The sequence below is a fragment of the Chondromyces apiculatus DSM 436 genome, assembly GCF_000601485.1.
In the GTDB taxonomy this organism is placed as follows: domain Bacteria; phylum Myxococcota_A; class Polyangia; order Polyangiales; family Polyangiaceae; genus Chondromyces; species Chondromyces apiculatus.
This window is the reverse complement of sequence record NZ_ASRX01000006.1, coordinates 121,537-140,162: the sequence shown is the minus strand read 5'-3', so window position 1 is coordinate 140,162 and position 18,626 is coordinate 121,537. Positions and strand designations below refer to the sequence as shown.

Below are 18,626 nucleotides of genomic sequence, written 5' to 3'. Positions count from 1 at the left end.
TGTGCTGAGCCGCAGAGTGGACGGAGTTCACCGGGCTCACTCCACGTTCTGCGCCTGCTCGCGCAGGCGTTCCAGCTCGACCTTCATGGCCACCACCTGCTGGGAGATGACGGCATCCTGGGCCTTTGCGCCCAGAGTATTCGCCTCGCGTACCATCTCCTGCAGGAGGAAGTCGAGCTTCCTCCCGCATGGCTCACCTGGTTCCGCCGTGAGCGCTTGCTCGAACTGGTCGAGGTGGCTCCCGAGCCGGATGACCTCCTCGGTGATGTCGCTCCGCTCGGCAAGCAGGGCCACCTCTGCTTCGAGGCGCTGGGCATCCATGCCGGACGCTCGCTCTTCGAGGAGATGAGTGAGGCGCTCCTGCACGCGCCGCTGAAACTCCTGCTGCGCCCCTTCCCTCCTGGCGACGATGCGCTCCGTCGCAGTGCGCAGGAGGGCCACCCGCTGACGCATGTCGTCTCCGATCTTCTCCCCTTCGCGGCGGCACATGGCGTCCATCTCCCTGATGGCGCCTTCGATGGCATTTCGCGCAGACTCGCGGGCGACCTCGAGGTCGGGCGTGTGCGAGGGCGCGAACAGGTCGGGGACTGCGGCGAGAAGAGAGAGAGGAACCTCAGCTCCAGGAGCGAGCTCATCGCGCAGCTCGCAAAGGGCGCTGTAGGCTGAGCGGGCTCGCTCTCGGTTGAGAATGCCTGTGTCGGCCGCAAGTCCTTCCAGGCGTAGCTGGATCTCCACGCGACCACGACGAAGGCGCTCTCGGGTTACCTGCTCGGCGAACATGGTGAGGTCCGAGATTTCCCGGGGCAGCTTTGCCCGTACGTCGAGGAAGCGCTGGTTCACGGTACGGATCTCGGCGACCATCCTTCCGCTACCGAAAGGCGCGTCTGCCAGCCCGAAGCCGGTCATGCTGCGCACGACCGTCGACCCCGCCGCTCTAGGTTGCCGCCGACGTCGGCGTTTTCGGTAGCTCCACGCGGGCGGAAGTGAGCTGCGTGGAAGCCGCGGCCGGCCCTTGCGTGCGCAGCGTCGATAGATAGGCAACCGTTGGCTGGATCCCGTCTTCCCATCGAACGCGCGGTTCGTACCCGAGGAGTTCCTTGGCGCGAGAGATGTCCGCGAGTGAATGCCGGATGTCACCCGGTCGCTGGGCAAGGTGGTCCACCGCGAGCTCGCGGTGGACCACCCGCGAGATTTCACGCACGAGAGCGTTCAGAGCAATACGCCTGCCGCCAGCGACGTTGATGATCTCGCCCGCAAAGCGACGTGGTGCGGTGGCAGCAAGCAGGTTGGCGAGTACCGCGTTGTCGACGTAGCAGAAGTCACGTGTCTGTTCCCCGTCGCCATAGATGGGGATGGCACGCTCGGAGAGGGCTGCTTCCACGAAGCGCGGGATCGCCGCAGCGTATGCTCCGTCGGGGGTCTGGTTTGGCCCGAACACGTTGAAGTAGCGAAGATTGACGGTCTCCAGACCGTAAATTCCAGCGAACACCTTGAGGTAGTGTTCGCAGGCCAGCTTGGTCACGGCGTAGGGAGACAGCGGCATCGGCGTCATCCCCTCGTGCTTGGGCAGCTCGGGCGTTTCGCCGTAGGCGCTTGAGGAGGCTGCGAAGACCACCCGGCGGACGCCTTGATGGCGTGCGACGTCGAGCACGGTGACCGTGCCGTTGGTGTTGACGGAGTCAGATTCGATGGGCCGTTCGACGCTCCGCGGGACCGAGCCGAGAGCTGCCTCATGGAAAACGACCTCCACGCCTCGCGAAGCTCTCGCGACAGCATCGGCGTCGCGAATGTCACCTTCGATGCGTTCGATGTGAGACTGCTGCGGAATGCCGTCCAGGTGCTCCCAGCGCCCCGTGGAGAGGTTGTCGAGAACGCGGACGCGCTCACCGGCTGCGGTGAGCGCAGCAACGATGTTGCTCCCGATGAAGCCGGCACCGCCGGTGACCAAGTAGCGGGGCTGTGTCGACATGATGAGCTTGAGCCTCCGAGAACTTGACTACTTCTTCTTGAAGAGGGCGTCGAGCTTCGAGCGCGCTGTGTTGATGCGGGCCGAAGCATCCTCTGGCACGCCGTCTTTGAAGGTGAAGAACGTGCAGTAGTTCGCTCGTTCCCGGTCAGGGATGTATTCGGCGATGTGCTCTCGACACTGGTTATGAGCGGACGGATCCCAGTGCTGACAGTTCTTGCAGCAGTGGAGGTCAACGCCGCAGTGCGGACATGTATCTGCCCGCTGGAGCTTCACCTCGAAAACCAGCTCGTTTCGGCACTTGTGGCAGAAGTGCCGCTTCTCCTCGACCTTGGGAATCCAGCTCATCCTCTATACCCTCAACCCGGCGCCGCGCTCCCTGCAGGGACAGACCCAGAAGGCTTCAAGGCGCTCCCGGGCTGCGGCTTCCGGTCTTCATAGCGCCTACCGTGCAGAGATGGGGCGCAACTTCGTAAGCATCGCGCACTCCATCCAGAGCGGCTCAAGGGAGGTCCTTCGACGAGGACGCAAAGCTTGCTGCTCCCGATAGCGCCGGTGACTCTTCAGACTAGCCCTTTTCGACGCTGAATGTCATCCATGACGCGGCGGTACTCGACCTCCCAGGTCCGCGTGCCCTCCTGCACGTGGCGGAGCTTGCTCCGCACTTCGGCGTCGAGGGTGTCATCTATCTCCAGGTACTTGCGGAGGATCGGGCGCATGCGACGGCGAAGATCGTGATCTTCACCAAATACCTCCTCGATGTTGCTGGAGTGCAGGAGCATCTCGATGAGCTGGTCCAGGAGGTGGTCCAGCATGTCCTCGCCGACCTTGATCCCCTTTTGCTCGGCGAGCATGCGCCGGATCCGGCTGAACTCGCCCTGGGGAAGGCCGCGAGACTGGAGAACCTCCTTGGCCTTCTCCGTTGCTTCTCGTTCAGACTGCAGGAAGCTGTTGAAGACTGCCTGGAGATCGAGGGTCGCCTCCTCTCTGGAGTCGCACTCGATGTCCTTGTTGTCCATGAGTGCTTTGATCAGTTCTTCCGAAAGGGGGACTACTTTACCGCTAAAGAGGCGCATCCAACGTCCGTAACTTTTGAAGAGCGGTCGAACCGGCCTGCCTCGGAAGGAACCTTCCTTTCGAGTGCAGCCCGGCTCGTTCGAAAGGTACGAGCCGCGCTCCGGGGATGTCAAATGCAGTTTATGCAAGATCGATGCACGCTGGTGGGCGAAGTAGACCCCTCAAGGGGCTGAGCTAGGCCATCCGTTTGCATCCTTGCCATGGCTATCCGAGGTCCAAGGAACTCCAGAGACGTTCAGGCATTCGGACACAAGAGCCCCGGAGCGATCCCCAAAGTGACCGTTGTCGTGACACCGCAAGCAGGAGCAGCACGTGATGATGATCGGTAAGGACGCGATGGCACGGAGTGTCCGGGTGCAGCCAGGTGCGCTAGCAGCAGATGGAAGTCTCGATCTCGATGCGCGCAAACGCCGGATCATCCGGCGGGGAGCGCTCGGGAATGCAGCCTCGCCAGCATCACAGAATGTACTGGCCGAGGCGGGGACCATCCAGCGCGTTGCCAAGGGGAGGCCGCTGGTCAGCCAGGGAGAAGCCACGACCTCAATTGCCATGATCAGCCTTGGGCGGGTGAGGCTGACGCGTGGGCTGAGCGATGGAAAAACGCTTTCACTGGGCTACCGAGGCGCTGGTGACGTCCTTGGTGAGGCAGCGCTGGGTGGAGTGGCGAACCACCGGGAGAGTGCGATTGCCACGGAGGATGTGGAGTCACTCCTCGTGCCCTTGCAGGTCTTCAAGAACCTCATGGCAAGCGATGCCAATTTTGCCGCGGTGCTGGTGAGCTCGCTCATCGAGCGTCATACCGACACCGAAGAGCGGCTGGCTTCGATGCTCTTCCGCAACGTCGAAGCGCGTCTGTGCGAGTTCCTCCTCAAGGCAGCCATCCGCTGGGGGATCCCCGACCCGCGCGGCGTGCTGATCTCCGCACCGTTCACCCATCAAGAGATGGCGAGCATGATCGGCTCGACGCGGGAGACCGTGACGCTCACGCTTGGCGAGCTGCGCCGCAAGGGCGTCATCGAGATCGATCGGCGCCGGATCGTGGTACTCGACCGAGACGCGCTGAAGAGTCGCGTATAAAGGGGGCCGCTGCGGACTGAACAGGCCGGAGTTCCTCCGGCCGCCCGCGGCCAACCTCTCTTAACTCCCAAGGCTTTTTTGTCGTCGCCGCCCGGCGCGCGCTAACGCTTGGGCTCACGGAGTGGCCGGATTCCGATCTTCAGCCGTCGTTTCACGGCCTGTTTTTGCCGATCCTTGTAGCGAGCATGGCTCGCATCCCCGACCTCGTTCGCGGTCTCGGTGGCTCGGTCGAGAAGCTGGAACTCACAAAGTACGAAGATGAGGGGCCCGAGCGACCATGCCGTCGGAGGGGCCATTTCCAGGATCTCCTGAGGGAGGCGGATGGGCAGATCCACGACGAAGTGGATCACGCGATACTCTTGGTCGCTGAAGCTGTTGTCACCCACTTTGAGGTCGTCGTCGACCTCCGTCTGGAGATGCCCCAGCATGGCTTGAAGCGCTGGCTTGCTCCCGCAGTAGCTCCGAAACTGGAGGATCGTATTGATGCTCTGGTGGGGAACGACGTAGTTGAATGGCAGCAGCCGCTCCGTCAGATAGAGGAGTATTGGCAGCAAGTCGTCGGTAGAACGGGTCACTATCCGGAAACGCAGCTTGTCGTAGATCGCAGAGGCGGTGGTATCCGCCTTCGACAGCAGCTTCGTATACAGAGAGTCTTTGTTCTTCCGGCCCCCGATGAACTCCGTAATCGGAAACCCTGCCGCGAGCATGCCGCCGATGATCCGGTAGACCTTCTCCTCGACCAGGTGAAAGACATCCTGATCGGACATCGGTATCGAGAAGAGCAGCTCACGCCCAGCGACGTGATGGATGATGTGCATCGCCTTTAGGATGGTGCACGCACACAGCTGACGATGACCCTTGCCTGAAGCCAGGAGGAGCAGCTCCTCGACCGACGCTCGGGCAACCGGACTGGGTATGGGGAAGTCGAAATGGCGACGAAGGTACGCTATCGCCTCACCCTTCAGGTTCTCGAGATGTGCCCGATCAGACGGCTCATCCGGCCGGAATTCCTGGGCCAGCAGGAGGGCGCGTGCCTCGGCCTCATTCTGCAAGTCGAGCCGATGCCAGTCGACGATGGAATCCCCGCGCAGCACGAGGTTCACGGCCTCGAGGTCCATCATTGTGAACTCTTCGAGGCGTTTTAGTCGGCCTACGTGCGCGTCCTGCGTCATGGCTTCGCGACAGCCAGTGATGTGGGAAGCAGAAGAAACAACTCGAGCCTATCGAACCACAAGAGCGTCGCTCGCGATCATCACTTCAGGAGGCGGATGGATTCGGAGGAGAAGCGGGGGGCGGGGGAGTGCGGCCGAGGGAGAGTGTTCCCAGAAAGATACCAACCGTCAGTGCCACGACGGCAGCGTGTCCGAGATAAGCGCCGCTGCAGCCAATCGCTGCAAACGGGGTAAGCGCAACCAGATACCAGGGGGTGATCCTCATCTGTCCTCCGTTGTCGCTAGTGACGGCCTTCAAAGGCCGTGTGTCGCTCCCTCAGGATCAGCTTCAAGGCTGTCTCAACGAGGGCGGGTGAGTTCGTGTAGGATAAGATGCCACTCCCCAACGCTTCGGGCCAAGAAGTAGCGGGTCCTGCTGTGCTGCAGCAAGCGAATTCGTTCGCATCCTGCGTTCCAGAGCCGCGACGGTCATGCATCGCCCTCAGGAACCCTGCGATTCCGTACTGTTAGAAGCCGATTCAGAGCGCCAAACGTTGAGGGATGCGTGGCATGGCAGCCTCGATCTGTCTCCTTGACGACACAGAGACCCCTGTCAGGCATCGTCCTCTGAGCCTGAGCCCTCTACAGCTTGCTGAAGTACCTACTGGAGTGTGCAGAGGAGGTGAATCGCCCCCAAACCCGGCGCGGTTCGGAGCAGCAGCGTCAGCGCGTGGGGACCGTGATCCGCTCTGCGTCACCGAGAACGATGGAGCGTCGCGCGCTATCTCGCCCGGATGTCCGGTCGACGATGATCTCCAAGCTGTACGAGCCGTCGGGGAGTCGAACCGGCGTGGAGAGCGATCGCGGCGCTTGCCCTTGCGTGAATCGCCACGAGCCGCCCGCGAGTGGCTCCTGTGAACCTGACTCATCCCCTTCGAACCACGTGAGTTCGACGCCCACGATCGTATCGGGTGTCGCAAGGCGTAGCTCGACTTCATGTTCCCGGGGGGTTTGCCGCAGCAACGGACCCACGATGATGAAGAGACCGAGCACCAGGAGGAGCGGCGCGAGGCGGCGCATCCAGGCACGCAGGGGGCCACTGGACATGGGAGCGACGACCCTGGCTGGCGAAGAGGCGGAAGTCAACGAGCCCGGTCAGCGGGCGCGCGAAGCCCGGACACGCTGAACCAGACCACTCACCACCTGATCCGGCAGGTCGAATGCCGGCATCTGGTTGCGTCCCTTGCGGATGGTCTCGGCGATGTAGGAATCCGTGACGCGATCCTGCCATGCAGGATCAGTCAGATCCGGCGCGCGAACCATCGGCCCCTGCGGGCCGTCACCGCGCCCCTTCGAGCCGTGGCACGTGAAGCAGTTGCGCTGCCATGCGAGGTCTACAAGACCTTGATCCGCTCCGTCACCTGCGGGCCGTGCCGACACCTGCGCGCCTGGCTGTCCAGGCTGATCGTGGTCGGCTGGTGTCCACTCCCGGACGTCACCAGGAGTCCTGTCGCACCCGGCCAAGGCGAACGCGATGGCTGCTCTCCAGAGCAAGGCGAGACGCTTGCCTCTTTTCATATCGATGGCGGGGGAAGGTAGGTGATACGTGAAGCAGCCACGAGATGTGACACGGCACAGAGCTGACCGCCACAAGGGCGCTGCGGGACCGTGAAGCTGGAGCGAGGCCGAGCAGGTTCCCCCCCGCGTCGCCGCCTACTTGCAGGGATCGCCTGCGGACTTGCCGCCGCCATCGACGGGCTTGTTCTCGACCGCCTTGCCGTCGATCGCCGCGATGTGGAACTCGGTCCGGCGATTCAGGGCCTTGCCCTCCTCGGTCTTGTTGTCACCTACCGGCTTGGTCTCACCAAAGCCGACGGGCAACAGGCGCTTGCAATCGTCACCCTTCGCGACGAGCCACTGAGCAACTGCGAGTGCACGCTGCTCCGAGAGGGTCTGGTTCTTGGCATCATCACCGACGTCGTCGGTGTGGCCCTCGACGCGGAGAACACTGACGTCCTTGCGGGACACCAGGAACTCATGGACGATGTTGAGGACTTCCTCGCTCTCCGGCTTGATCTTCGCGGTGCCCGTCTCGAAGTTGATGGGACCCGGCAAGTCGAGCTGGAAGCCCTTCATCTTGAAGGCCATCCGCATCCGACGCCGCGGCTTCTTCTCCTCGGCGGGGGGCGGAGTCGGAGCCGGGGTCGCCGGTGCCGGCTGAGCCTCGGGCTCCTTGGCTCCCGCGTTGAAGGAGGCTTTCGCCGTGCAGCCAGTGCCCGCGGCGACCATCATCACAGCGCACAAAACGGGAGCGACGAGACTACGCATAAAAGTTGTTCTCCTCTGAAGAAGCCAGGGCATGGGCCCCAGTTGAGCATCACTCGCTCAACGTGACTTGGACGTGCCCTCTCGACTGATCTTCACTCCGGGGCTCGCCGTCCTCGAAAACTATTCATCTGACGAGGCATGCGCGCTCCCCCTCGACGTGAAGTTGCCTTGTAGCAATTCCCCGAACAAGCGGAACCAGTAAAAAGCGCGGCCGCACATCGTGGCGTCGGCCTGCCGATCACAAAGCGGTCAGGTCTCGATGCGCGGATCATGAAGCGCCTGTTCGTAGTGACGCTCGACGGGCGCCAGATGGCTCACCCCTTTCGGAGAAGAAGGACCTCCGAATCGGAACATACTTTTGTTGGGGAATGTAAAGATGAGGGACCGCGAGCTTCGCGAGCACTGCACCCCTGCAGTGCTCGACCGTGCCGCCGGGGAAGGAAGCGCGTCTCAGCCGTCCGAGGGAGCTTCCTCGCAGGGATTCTCTGCGGGAGCCGCCGGTTCGGCCACGGGCCCGAGCTTGATGTGCTTGGCGCTGAACCCGATGCCGATCGAAATGCCGTCGCAGGTCTTGCTCGGATCCTGCGTACCGTCCTGGAGGACGTCGGAAGCCTGCCGGATCTGGTTGAAGATCGTCTCTGCAGCCGTGCCCGAGCAGAGGCTCTCCTGAATGGCGCCGATGACCTTCTTCAGCTCGGTGATGAGCTGCTCCGTCGGCAGGACGCCGGCGATGGTTCCATTGGTCGCGCCCGTGTGATCCGCGGAGAGATCCATCGCGATGACGGCGTTCTGGATGGGCAGGTTGATGTTGAAGCCTGCAACCGCGATGCTGAGGTTCAGGGTCGCGTTCTTTCCAGAGACCCAGGTGTTGTCGGCGACGTAGCTGTCCGAGAACACCACCTTGGAGCTCGTGGGATCGGTCGGATCGTTGAGGAACTCCCGGACGAGCGGCCACTCGTCATTGCCGTCCCACGCCGGGGCCGCGCCCAGAGAGGCACCGACAAACAGCCTCGCAGTCAGCGGATTGTACGAGGCGTCAGCGCCCAAACCGTCGAGCTGGAGAATGATGGTGAAGTCGCCTTCGCTGATGGAGTTGGAGACCTCGAGCGAGGCGTTCGGCTCTGCAGCGGTGATGATGTTGAGGACGTTCTTGCCGAACGAGTTGTCGATGCCCTCGTTCCCATCGGTGTAGACCAGGCTGGGTGTGGCAGTCCCGAACGGCTGGCAGAGGTCCGTGGAGCCTGCGTCGGAGATCTTGCCATCCAGGTTGAAGCCATACTCCTTCCAGGCGTCATCCTTCTTGGCCCCGGTGCGGTCCGACTCGCCGAGGAACAGCTTGTCGACGGCGTAGACCTTACCCTCGCCGTCGCCTGCCTTCTCGGGGGGAGCAGCGGGGGGTTGCCGCCCGGTCTCGTCGACCACCGGCGTTTCGACGTCCGTGGAGCCACAACCAGCGAGGGCGAACAGCGCGAGCGAGACGGACCCGGCCAGGGCGAAACGGGAGAGGGACATACGAAACCTCACTTTCACGAGCGCAGGGAGCGTCTGTGCGCTCCGAAGCTGACAAGCCTTTGTGAATCGGCGCGAATGCTAGCGCCTGGGGATGATGCTCTTCAAGGGCGATCCCTGTGGCGCAATGCGCTATGCCCTCTCCACAAGCCCTGTGGAGTGGCCACGCAGCACGCTTCCGGCGCCTCGATGCGTCAGATCTCTCGAACGCACTCCGGTGGAGAGGTTGACGGCGGGTCCTCGGGGCGAGCACCTTCGGACCCCTCCTGTGGCTTCTCCCGAGCAAGAAGGACGACCCAGCCGCCGTGACCGCTGAATTTACCCACTTGCACGTCCACTCTCAGTATTCGCTCCTCGATGGAGCGCTGAAGGTAAAAGACCTCGCCGCTCAGGCCAAGAAGCTGGGGATGCGTGCGGTTGCCTTGACTGATCACGGCAACATGTTCGGCGCCATCCAGCATTACAAGTCCTGCCAGGACAAGGGACTCCTCGCCATCCTCGGCTGCGAGGTGAATGTTGCCCGCGCCTGGTCGGGCCCCCAGGTGGCTCGCAATGGAGCGGACGAGACCCCCATGGACCACCTGGTCCTCCTTGCCGCTTCTGAGGAGGGCTACCGGAACCTGGTCCACATCGTCTCCATGGGCCACGTCGAACCGGCGAGCGGCCTTGGGCCGAGCGTGCGGCTAGAGACCATCGAAAAGCACAAGGCCGGCATCATCGGCCTCAGCGGCTGCATGGGCGGCGTCGTTGCTCAGCGCATCCTCGAACGGGGAGAAGACGAAGGCCGCACCGAGCTCGAACACCTGCAAGCCTGCTTCGAGCCCGGCAGCCTTTACGTGGAGCTTCAGGACCACGGCCTCGTCGAGCAGGGAGTCCTCAACGGCATCCTCGCGCGCGCCGCGGCGGATCTGGGGCTTCCCCTCGTGGCCACCAACGACGTCCATTTCTCCGAGCGCGACGACGGAGAGGGGCACCTCTACCTCTCCTGCATCGCCGCGAACCGCACCTACGCCGAGGCCGTCGAGGCGCATCACGGCAGCTTCGAGATGTTCCTCAAGCCAGCCGAGGAGATGTCGCACCGCTTCCGCGACTATCCCGAGGCCGTGCGCGCCACCCTGGAGATCACCGAGCGCTGCTCTGGCCTCAAGCTGAAGCTCGGCAAGCCCATGCTCCCCCAGTTCCCGCTGCCTGCCGGGTACGACACCGACTCGTACTTCCGTCACGTCGCCAAGGAGGGGCTCGCCAAGCGCATCGTGGAGATCCGCAGGACCGGCAGGTCGATCGACGAGAGCGCCTACCACACCCGCCTCCAGATCGAGCTGGACGTCATCGTGAAGATGGGGTTCCCGGGTTACTTCCTCATCGTCTGGGACTTCATCCGCTACGGCAAGGAGCACAAGATCCCGGTCGGCCCTGGCCGCGGCTCGGGCGCCGGCTCGCTCGTGGCGTACGCCATGGGGATCACCGACCTCGACCCCCTCCCGTACAACCTCCTCTTCGAGCGCTTCCTCAACCCGGAGCGCGTCAGCATGCCCGACTTCGACGTCGACTTCTGCATGGACCGGCGCGACCAGGTCATCAACTACGTCGCCGAGCGGTACGGCAAGACCTCCGTCGGGCAGATCGCCACCTTCCACGAGCTCAAGGCCCGCAGCGTCATCAAGGACGTCGGGCGCGCCATGGGCTTCCCCGCCAACGAAGCCCAGAAGATCGCCAGCCTCGTGCCGCAGAAGGGCCCCGGGGTGATGTACACCATCCCCGAAGCCCTCGAGATCGAGCCCAAGCTCAAGGCGCTCCAGGAGAGCGACCCCACCGTCGCCGAGCTGATCAAGCAAGCCCAGAAGCTCGAAGGTCTCACCCGGCACGCCGGCATGCACGCCGCGGGCGTGGTGATCAGCGAAGGGCCCCTCTGGGACCACGTCCCGTGCTTCAAGAACGGCGAGACGCTGGTCACCCAGTACTACAAGGACGACGTCGAGCTGGCGGGCCTGGTCAAGTTCGACTTCCTCGGCCTGAAGACGCTCACCGTCATCGACATCGCCGTGAACCTCATCCAGACCCGGCCCGAGCAGCAGGCGAAGCCCCCGTCGGAGCGGTTCGACATCAACACCATCTCCCTTGAGGACGGTCCGACGTTCGAGCTGCTCCAATCCGGAGAGACCACCGGCGTCTTCCAGCTCGAATCGAGCGGCATGCAGCAGCTCTTCAAGGACCTGCGGCCCACCCTCTTCGAGGACATCGTGGCCGCAGTCGCCCTCTACCGCCCCGGCCCCCTCGGCACCGGCATGGTCAAGGACTTCGTCGACTGCAAGCACGGCCGCAAGCCCATCGAGAAGATGCACCCCCTCGTCGACGACCTGCTCGTCCCCACCTACGGTGTCATCGTCTACCAGGAGCAGGTCATGCAGATCGCCCAGCAACTCGCCGGCTACACCCTCGGCGGCGCCGATCTGCTCCGGCGCGCCATGGGCAAGAAGAAGCCCGAGGAGATGGCCAAGCAGAAGGCCGTCTTCGTCGAAGGTGCGCTCACGAAGGAGGTCAAGCAAGAGGACGCCGAGCGCATCTTCGGCCTGCTCGAGTACTTCGCCGGATACGGCTTCAACAAGAGCCACTCCGCCGCATACGCCCTGCTCACCTACCAGACGGCGTACATGAAGGCGCACTACCCCGTGGAGTTCCTCTGTGCGCTGATGACCGCCGACCGCGACAAGATCGAGAAGGTCGTGCGGATCATCGCCGAAGGCCGCGCCTGGGGCGTCGAGATCCTCCCCCCGGAGATCAACGAATCGAAGCGAGACTTCACCGTGGTCTACAGCGCCCCCGGAGCCGGCGGTAACGGCAAGGTTCGCAACGCCCGCGGGCGTCCGACGCGCCTCAAGGACCCGCTCCAGCCGAAGATCCGCTTCGGTCTGGGTGCCATCCGCGGCATCGGCGAGTCCGCCATCGAGGCCATCCTTGAAGCGCGCGAGAAAGAGGGAGGCTTCCAGGACCTGTTCGACTTCGCCGAGCGGGTCGACCCCCGGCGCATGAACAAGGGCGTCATGGAGTCCCTTGTCCAGTCGGGGGCCTTCGACACCAGCCTCCAGGCCAAGGGCATCAACCGAGCACGCGCCTTCGCGGCGATCGACCTCGCCCTCGAAAGGGGCAAGACCGCCCTCAGGCAGCGCCACCAGATCGGACTCTTCGACAACATCCAGTCCTACAGGCAGTCGCTCGATGAATTCCCCAAGGTCGAGCCCTGGGACATCGGCGACACCCTGAACCGCGAGAAACAATCGCTGGGCTTCTACGTCTCCGGTCACCCCCTCGACCGCTATGGCATGGCGCTGCCCCGCTTCGACGTCGTCCCCGTCAGCTCCCTCGCCGGACTCGATCCCTGGTCGAAGGTACGCGTCGGTGGCGTCGTCGATGGCTACCGCGAACGCATCTTCAAGGGTGGTGGCGGCAAGCTCGCCTTCTTCACCCTGGAGGACACGGAAGGCCGGGTGGAGGTGAAGGTCCGCGAGAAGCAGATCGAGGCCTTCGCCGACCTCCTGAACAAGGGAGAGCCCGTGCTCATCTCCGGCAAGGTCAGCTTCCCGATGGTCGAGGAGGGCTCCGAAGATGCGGAGGCCGCGCCCCGCGAGCCGACCCTGATGCTCGACGAAGCGCAGCTCCTTTCCGAGGCCATCCTCGCCCAGACCCGCAGCGTCGCCATCACCCTCAAGTCACGCAGCGCCCGGCGCGAGCACATCGACCGCCTTGGCTCCCTGCTCCGCGCGAGCCCCGGCGCGTGCCCCGTACAGCTCGTCATCCAGCTCGACGATGGCGCCGAGGCCACCCTCTCGCTCGGCCGGGACCTCCGCGTCGAGCCCAACGACGTGATGCTGGGCCGCATCGAGAAGCTCTTCGGCGAGCGCGTCGTCGAACTCAGATAACCTGCAGCGCGTCCCCGCCCTCAGCCCCCGGCTTGCTCCGCGGCCCGCACCAGTTGCCCGAGCTTCCCCTCGGCGGCCTCCCGGTCGGCCTGGTGCTTCAGCAGCACCCCCAGCGTGTCCCGCGCGATCTCCGCGTCGATCTCCTGCCGCCCCAGCAGCAAGAGCGCGCGCGCCCAGTCGATGGTCTCACTGATCGCGGGCGCCTTGCGCAGATCCATGGCCCTCAGCGCTGCCGCGAACGCCGCCACCTGGCCCGCCAGGCGCGCTTCGATGCCCGGCAACGCGAGCCGCAGGATCCCGATCTCCCGCGGCGGCGCCGGGTAGTCGAGGAACGCGTGCAGGCACCGCCTCCGCAGTGCCTCCGTCATCTCCCGCGTCGCGTTCGTGGTCAGCAGGATCAGCGGCGGGTGCACCGCGCGGAGCGTCCCGAGTTCCGGGATGCTGACCGACAGCTCGCTGAGCACCTCCAGCAGGAACGCCTCGAACTCCGGGTCAGCGCGATCGACCTCGTCGATCAGGAGCACCACCGGCTCGGGGCTCCGCAGTGCCGCGAGCAAGGGTCGCGGCACGAGAAACCGCTCGCTGAAGAACGTTGCCTCGCTCCCGGCGAGCCGCTCCGCCGCCTCGGCGATCCCGGCCGTCCCCGCGAGTTCCCGGGCGACCGCGTCGCGAAGGAGCTGCGTGTAGAGCATCTGCTTCGCGTAATCCCACTCGTAGAGCGCCCTCGACTCGTCGAGCCCCTCGTAGCACTGGAGCCGGATCAGCCGCCGACCCAGCGCCTCGGCCGCTGCCCGGGCCAGGTCCGTCTTGCCCACGCCAGCAGGCCCCTCCAGCAGGATCGGCCGGTCCATCTTCAAGGCCAGCCACAGGGCGAGCGCGAGCGGAGGGTCTGCCAGGTAGCGCACCTGACGAAGCATCGCTCCCAGCGCCTCGGCCGAGGCCGGCACTGCCCGGAGCCCCGCCTCCTGAGCGCCCTCGGTGCCGCCATCGCCTGGCGAAGGCCCCCTGGACGCGCCCGCACCTCCGGACACAGCGCTCCCGGACGCAGCGCTCCCGGACGCAGCGCCCGCCGCATCCGGCGAGGAATCCCCAGGGATCGAGGCAGCCACGCCGGCACGCTAGCACGAGGCCCGACGTGCGCGCGCGGATGCTGCTATAGCAAGTACCTAGCGATGAGCGCCGAGCTCCAGGACCTGGTACGCATCGACGCGACCGGGACCGCACACCCGGTCGGCAAGAACGCAAGCCGATGGCTCCGTGCCAGGCGAGGTGCCTTCCGGCTGCTGCCAGCCCCCCAGCACGTCGTCTTCATGCGCTTCGTGGGCGAGGACGGCCAGCGCGACGCCGAGGACGGGGCCGTCGTCCGTCTGGCCGGCGAGATCACCAAGCCCGGCGCACTCTGCGACATCATCTCGCTCGTCGGGCAAGCCGGCTGGGAAGGCGAGCTCGTTGCGCTCGACCTCACGAGCAGCCGCTCCCTCTTCTTCAAGGCCGGCACGGTCGTTGGCGCGCGCTCCAGCGTGGAGACCGACCGCATCGGCGAGGTGCTCTACCGCTACGGCGCCCTCGGCCGCGAGCAGATCGACGCCACGCTCGCGGCGCTCGGACCCGACCAGCGCTTCGGCGAGGTCGCCGTCCGCCTCGGATTCCTCGATCGCGCGCGCCTCTACCAGCTCCTCGCCCGGCAGGCCGAGGAGATCGCCCACCATGTCATGCTCGCCGGAGACGGCGTCTTCTACTTCCTGGAACGCTTCGACGAGGAGCAGATCGCCAGCCGCCAGAACCTCACCGTCAGCGGCCTGCTCATGGAAGCGGTGCGGCGCATGGACGAGGCCCGCTACTTCCGCGAGCGCATCCCCTCCAGCATGCATGTCCCCGAGCGGCTCCCCGGGCGCGCTCCACCCACCAACGAACTGCGCAAGATGTGGGACGCCATTGACGGCCACCTCCCCATCGCCGAGCTGGCCCGCGCCACCGGCCAGGGCGAGTTCGACGCGACGCGCGCCGTCTTCCAGCTCATTCAAGCCGGGCTCGTGGCGGTGCACGCCCCCCGCCCGACCGGACCCACCGCCATCGTCACCCTCTTCAACGACGCCGTTCGCGCCATTCTCGCCGAGGTCGACGAGGCCGGGCACGGCGACGAGGTGCGCTGGCAGCTCGCCGCGTTCTCCAGCGGTGCCGGCGTCTACGACGCCCTCTTCCGCAGGGCCGGCCCCTCCGAGGAGGGCACCGTCCTTCCCGAGCCCACCATCGCCAACGCCATCGTCCTCGCCGGCCCCGAGCAGGCCGAGACCATGCTCGCCCAGTGGCTCTACGAGTACGCCTCGTTCGCCATGTTCGTCGCCGAGCCACTCCTCCGCCTCGGCGCCGACGGCCTCACCCAGCGCCGCAGCGAGCTACCCCCCGTGGAGCACAGCGGCGTCCCCAGCATCGGCCGCGACGCGCCCCTCTCCCGCCGCGTCGGCCCCCTCATCGGGCAGCTCGCGCCCAAGTAGCGAGGATCGCCTCGGCCACGCTGTCGATCCGCGGCCCTGCAATCTCCGGCCGCGCGCGCGCTCCCATCCCTCCAGGCCCCTCCCGCAGCGGACACAGCTCGCAGCGGCGCGGATCGAAGACCATCGCCCCCCGCATCCCTGCTGCCCGTGCCGCTTCCACGTCGCTCGGCGTGTCGCCGATCACCCACGTCGCGGCCACCTCCAGATCCAGCGCTTCGGCCAGCTTCGTCAGCATCCCCGGCGCCGGCTTCCGGCATCCGCACACCTGGACCAGGGCCGGATCCCCGCCAGGCCCTCCCTCCGGATGATGCGGGCACACCTCGATCGCCGCGACAGGCACCCCGGCCTCCTGGAGCCGCCTGAGCAGCGCCGCGTGGGTCCTCTCGAGCGCGCTCCACGGGATCTGACCCTTCGCAACGCCGGGCTGATTCGTGGCGATCGCCAGTGTGAACCCTGCCTCTGCGAGGTGCCGCATCCCCTCCACCGCGCCTGGCAGGAACCGGATCTGGTCCGGGTGGAACGCCGTCGTCACCACCCCCAGCTCCGCGTCGCGTACCACGTCGATGATCGTCCCGTCCCGATCGAGGATCACCCCCGGCCGCCCCGACATGTGCCGGCGGCTCAGGACTCGGCCACGAGCTGCCGCAGCCGCTCGCAGATCAGGTGGTGGTATACCTCGTGGAACCCCTCCACGTGCGGCGTCGACGTCGTGCCCTGCGTCGTCCGCGGCACGATCACGCTCGCGTCCGCCATCGTCCGCAGCGCCCCACCGTCGTAGCCCACGAGTGCCACCACCTTCCCACCCGCTCGCTTCGCGCAGTCCGCGGCGGCCACCAGGTTCTGCGACCACGGCCCTGCCTTGGCCGCGCCGGATCCCCCGTGCACGCTCAGGCAGACCAGCACGTCTCCCGCCACCATCCGCCCGTCGAGTTGCTCCAGGAAGATCCGGTTGAACCCCACGTCGTTCGTGAGCGCGCTGATCAGCGCCGCGTTGTCGCACAGCGACGTGCACTTGAAGCGCCGCTTCCCCTCCACCCACGTGAACTTCGAGATGTCGCAGGCCAGGTGGCTCGCGTTGGCCGCCGACCCCCCGTTGCCACACGTGTAGATGGTCCGGTCCTGCCGGTATGCCTCGAAGAGCACCTCGATCACCGCCGCGAGATCCTCGCGGCGCGTGGCCAGCGCGATCTCTGCCGTCTCCCGCAGGTACTGATCGACGAACGCTTCGTTGCGCGACATCGCCGATCTATAGCCGGCCCGAGCGCCCCTTGCCCAGATCCGCGGGCCCTCCTGCCGCGGTCGCTCAGGAGCGGTGCAGGTTCGCCACGATGCGGGCCCCATCGACGTCGAAGCGGAACCGCAGGATCCGCAGCCCCCGGCCCAGCATTGTCTCCACGACCCGGCGCCGGTCGGCCGGCCGCACGTAGAACATGAAGAACCCGCCGCCCCCGGCCCCCATCAGCTTCCCCCCGAGCGCCCCTGCCGTGCGCGCGGCTTCGTAGTGCTCGTCGATCACCGCGTCCGTCATCTTCGACGCCAGCCGCCGCTTCTGCGTCCAGTGGTGGTGCAGGAGCGACCCGTACTCGTCGATGGATCCGCGCACCAGCAGCCGGTAAACCTCGTGGCCGAGCTCCTTGATGCGGTGCATCCGCTCGAGCACCTCCGGCTCAAGCTGGGTGATCCGCTCCCGCTGCTCCCCCAGCACCACCCGCGCTGGCCGCTCGATTCCGCTCCACACGATGAGCAGGTTCGACTCCAGCTCCTCCATCACCTCGTCCCGGATCGGCACCGGCTCCACGTGTACCGACCCGTCCTCCGCGAACGTGAACGCGGTGATGTTCCCGTAGGCCGCGATGTACTGATCCTGCTTGCCCACGGGCTCTCCGAGCCGCCCCATCTCGATCTCGTATGCCTCCCGCGCGAGCTGCTCCGACGACACGAAGTCCCGCTTGTACGTGTGGAGCGCGTTCAGGAGCGCCACTGTGAACGAACTCGACGACCCCAGCCCCGAGTTCGCCGGCAGATCCGCGACGCTGGTCAGCTCGATGGAGTGCTCGATCCCGAGCATCCGCAGCGCCTCCCGGAAGATGGGGTGCTCGATCCGCTCGACGGCGGGCACGATCTCCGTGTTCGAGTACGCGAGCCGGATGTCGCGGTGGAACCGCTTGTTCGCGGTGACGTAGATATACTTGTCGATGGCTGCCGAGACCAGGTAACCGCCGAAGCGGTCCGAGTACGACGGCAGATCCGTGCCGCCACCTCCCAGCGAGAAGCGCACCGGTGCGCGCGAGACGATCATGACGGTTCTCCAGCGCTCCCCGACAGGAGCGCCTCCAGATCGCGCAAGCCTGCCTCCGATCCCACCTCGTGGAACCTCTCCATCACCGGCAGTGCGCGCAGACACCCGCGGGCCGCGAGGTCTGCCTGCACCACCTCCAGCCCCACCACGGCTCCCTCTGGAAGTGCGGCGATCACCTCCCTCCGCAGCGCCATCGCCCCGTAGTCGATGTGGTCCAGTCCGGGATCCACGGGGTCACCCAGCTTCCGCTTCCGGTAACGCGCCACCAGCGCTCCCTGGATCGCGGTGTTCGAGGCATCCAGCCGATCCTGGTTCCGGTACACGGCCATGGTGCCGAGCGCCTCCGGGTGCGCCTCCAGATCCCGCAGTGGCGCCAGGTAGTCGAAGGGCAGGTACGAGTCGCCGTACGTCACCAGGAAGGTGGGGGAAAGGTGGGGAAGGGCCCGGCGCAGCGCGCCCGCAGTCCCCAGGAGGGATGGCCCCTCGTCGGCGTACCTCAGCCGCAGCGACCCCCACCGATCGCCCATGGCCTCCTGGACGGCACTTCCCAGGTGACCGATGCAGATCAGCGCCTCCCCGAACCCTGCCGCCGCGAGCCTGTCGAGGAGCCAGGCGCCGAACGGCCGCCCCGCCACCCCGAGCAGAAATTTTGGGATCGACGCGGTGCGGGGGTGCATCCGGGTGCCGAGCCCCCCGGCGAGGATCGCGGCCTGAGGGGGCAGGGCAGTGGAGGGCACGGGCCGTCCCCTACCATGGGAGAAGCAGCCCGGAAAAATCGTCGCCACAAACTGTACGGCCGTTCAGACG

16 protein-coding genes are annotated in these 18,626 nt (G+C 65.8%); 3 read left to right on the top strand and 13 right to left on the bottom strand.

What is annotated here, in order from left to right; translation table 11 throughout:
• Positions 1-36 precede the first annotated feature (36 nt).
• The 4 genes from CAP_RS05070 to CAP_RS05055 form a co-directional block, all read right to left on the bottom strand.
• Positions 37-906, bottom strand: a complete 870-nt coding sequence (locus CAP_RS05070; protein ID WP_269324134.1) for a YicC/YloC family endoribonuclease — start codon at positions 904-906, stop codon at positions 37-39.
• A 28-nt stretch (positions 907-934) separates the two neighbouring features.
• Complete coding sequence (locus tag CAP_RS05065; protein ID WP_044236697.1) at positions 935-1,969, bottom strand: SDR family oxidoreductase; 1,035 nt, start codon at positions 1,967-1,969, stop codon at positions 935-937.
• 27 nt (positions 1,970-1,996) lie between these two features.
• Positions 1,997-2,314, bottom strand: coding sequence for a hypothetical protein (locus tag CAP_RS05060; RefSeq protein ID WP_052374190.1), 318 nt, complete (start codon positions 2,312-2,314; stop codon positions 1,997-1,999).
• A 215-nt stretch (positions 2,315-2,529) separates the two neighbouring features.
• Positions 2,530-3,042 carry a DUF507 family protein gene (locus CAP_RS05055; RefSeq protein WP_044236696.1) on the bottom strand — a complete coding sequence of 171 codons (513 nt, stop codon included), beginning with the start codon at positions 3,040-3,042 and terminating at the stop codon, positions 2,530-2,532.
• Positions 3,043-3,358: 316 nt separating this feature from the next.
• Here CAP_RS05055 and CAP_RS05050 point away from each other — a divergent pair, with 316 nt between their 5' ends.
• Positions 3,359-4,120, top strand: a complete 762-nt coding sequence (locus CAP_RS05050) for a Crp/Fnr family transcriptional regulator (RefSeq protein ID WP_044236694.1) — start codon at positions 3,359-3,361, stop codon at positions 4,118-4,120.
• Positions 4,121-4,221: 101 nt separating this feature from the next.
• Here the strand turns inward: CAP_RS05050 and CAP_RS05045 are convergent, their stop codons facing one another.
• The 4 genes from CAP_RS05045 to CAP_RS05025 form a co-directional block, all read right to left on the bottom strand.
• A complete protein-coding gene (locus CAP_RS05045; RefSeq protein WP_231511096.1) occupies positions 4,222-5,241 on the bottom strand; it encodes a TIGR04552 family protein in 1,020 nt (339 codons plus the stop codon).
• A gap of 1,185 nt (positions 5,242-6,426) precedes the next feature.
• Complete coding sequence (locus CAP_RS05035; RefSeq protein ID WP_044236686.1) at positions 6,427-6,849, bottom strand: c-type cytochrome; 423 nt, start codon at positions 6,847-6,849, stop codon at positions 6,427-6,429.
• Positions 6,850-6,984: 135 nt separating this feature from the next.
• The gene (locus CAP_RS05030; RefSeq protein ID WP_231511094.1) at positions 6,985-7,563 is read right to left on the bottom strand and encodes an OmpA family protein; all 579 of its coding nucleotides are present in this window, start codon (positions 7,561-7,563) and stop codon (positions 6,985-6,987) included.
• A gap of 486 nt (positions 7,564-8,049) precedes the next feature.
• Positions 8,050-9,111, bottom strand: a complete 1,062-nt coding sequence (locus CAP_RS05025; protein ID WP_044236681.1) for a hypothetical protein — start codon at positions 9,109-9,111, stop codon at positions 8,050-8,052.
• Between the two features lie 302 nt (positions 9,112-9,413).
• On the opposite strand from CAP_RS05025, the gene dnaE reads away from it, so the two are divergent.
• Positions 9,414-13,025: a DNA polymerase III subunit alpha gene (gene dnaE / locus CAP_RS05020; protein WP_044236678.1), complete on the top strand. Its 3,612-nt coding sequence runs from the start codon at positions 9,414-9,416 to the stop codon at positions 13,023-13,025.
• 20 nt (positions 13,026-13,045) lie between these two features.
• On the opposite strand, the gene CAP_RS05015 is transcribed toward dnaE, so the two are convergent.
• Positions 13,046-13,942 carry an AAA family ATPase gene (locus CAP_RS05015; RefSeq protein ID WP_081864596.1) on the bottom strand — a complete coding sequence of 299 codons (897 nt, stop codon included), beginning with the start codon at positions 13,940-13,942 and terminating at the stop codon, positions 13,046-13,048.
• Between the two features lie 255 nt (positions 13,943-14,197).
• Between CAP_RS05015 and CAP_RS05010 the strand changes: the two genes are divergently transcribed.
• A complete protein-coding gene (locus CAP_RS05010) occupies positions 14,198-15,520 on the top strand; it encodes a DUF4388 domain-containing protein (RefSeq protein WP_044236670.1) in 1,323 nt (440 codons plus the stop codon).
• On the opposite strand, the gene CAP_RS05005 is transcribed toward CAP_RS05010, so the two are convergent.
• The 4 genes from CAP_RS05005 to CAP_RS04990 all read right to left on the bottom strand — a co-directional run bounded on the left by CAP_RS05005 (position 15,495) and on the right by CAP_RS04990 (position 18,556).
• Positions 15,495-16,130 carry a D-glycero-alpha-D-manno-heptose-1,7-bisphosphate 7-phosphatase gene (locus tag CAP_RS05005; RefSeq protein WP_044236667.1) on the bottom strand — a complete coding sequence of 212 codons (636 nt, stop codon included), beginning with the start codon at positions 16,128-16,130 and terminating at the stop codon, positions 15,495-15,497. The two genes, CAP_RS05010 and CAP_RS05005, sit on opposite strands and share 26 nt — an antisense overlap.
• Positions 16,131-16,141: 11 nt before the next feature.
• A complete protein-coding gene (locus CAP_RS05000) occupies positions 16,142-16,759 on the bottom strand; it encodes a D-sedoheptulose-7-phosphate isomerase (RefSeq protein WP_044236664.1) in 618 nt (205 codons plus the stop codon).
• A 64-nt stretch (positions 16,760-16,823) separates the two neighbouring features.
• Entirely contained in the window at positions 16,824-17,819 is a 996-nt protein-coding gene (locus CAP_RS04995) for a GHMP family kinase ATP-binding protein (RefSeq protein ID WP_044236661.1), read from the bottom strand.
• Complete coding sequence (locus CAP_RS04990; RefSeq protein ID WP_044236658.1) at positions 17,816-18,556, bottom strand: NTP transferase domain-containing protein; 741 nt, start codon at positions 18,554-18,556, stop codon at positions 17,816-17,818. The genes CAP_RS04995 and CAP_RS04990 overlap by 4 nt, the downstream gene beginning before the upstream one ends.
• Between the last annotated feature and the right edge of the window lie 70 nt (positions 18,557-18,626).

Excerpts from the sequence above, each read along its gene's own strand:
- CAP_RS05070 (WP_269324134.1), bottom strand. The coding sequence starts at position 906 with ATGACCGGCTTCGGGCTGGCAGACGCGCCTTTCGGTAGCGGAAGGATG.
- CAP_RS05065 (WP_044236697.1), bottom strand. The coding sequence starts at position 1,969 with ATGTCGACACAGCCCCGCTACTTGGTCACCGGCGGTGCCGGCTTCATC.
- CAP_RS05060 (WP_052374190.1), bottom strand. The coding sequence starts at position 2,314 with ATGAGCTGGATTCCCAAGGTCGAGGAGAAGCGGCACTTCTGCCACAAG.
- CAP_RS05055 (WP_044236696.1), bottom strand. The coding sequence starts at position 3,042 with ATGCGCCTCTTTAGCGGTAAAGTAGTCCCCCTTTCGGAAGAACTGATC.
- CAP_RS05050 (WP_044236694.1), top strand. The coding sequence starts at position 3,359 with ATGATGATCGGTAAGGACGCGATGGCACGGAGTGTCCGGGTGCAGCCA.
- CAP_RS05045 (WP_231511096.1), bottom strand. The coding sequence starts at position 5,241 with ATGATGGACCTCGAGGCCGTGAACCTCGTGCTGCGCGGGGATTCCATC.
- CAP_RS05035 (WP_044236686.1), bottom strand. The coding sequence starts at position 6,849 with ATGAAAAGAGGCAAGCGTCTCGCCTTGCTCTGGAGAGCAGCCATCGCG.
- CAP_RS05030 (WP_231511094.1), bottom strand. The coding sequence starts at position 7,563 with ATGATGGTCGCCGCGGGCACTGGCTGCACGGCGAAAGCCTCCTTCAAC.
- CAP_RS05025 (WP_044236681.1), bottom strand. The coding sequence starts at position 9,111 with ATGTCCCTCTCCCGTTTCGCCCTGGCCGGGTCCGTCTCGCTCGCGCTG.
- CAP_RS05015 (WP_081864596.1), bottom strand. The coding sequence starts at position 13,942 with ATGCTTCGTCAGGTGCGCTACCTGGCAGACCCTCCGCTCGCGCTCGCC.
- CAP_RS05010 (WP_044236670.1), top strand. The coding sequence starts at position 14,198 with ATGAGCGCCGAGCTCCAGGACCTGGTACGCATCGACGCGACCGGGACC.
- CAP_RS05005 (WP_044236667.1), bottom strand. The coding sequence starts at position 16,130 with ATGTCGGGGCGGCCGGGGGTGATCCTCGATCGGGACGGGACGATCATC.
- CAP_RS05000 (WP_044236664.1), bottom strand. The coding sequence starts at position 16,759 with ATGTCGCGCAACGAAGCGTTCGTCGATCAGTACCTGCGGGAGACGGCA.
- CAP_RS04995 (WP_044236661.1), bottom strand. The coding sequence starts at position 17,819 with ATGATCGTCTCGCGCGCACCGGTGCGCTTCTCGCTGGGAGGTGGCGGC.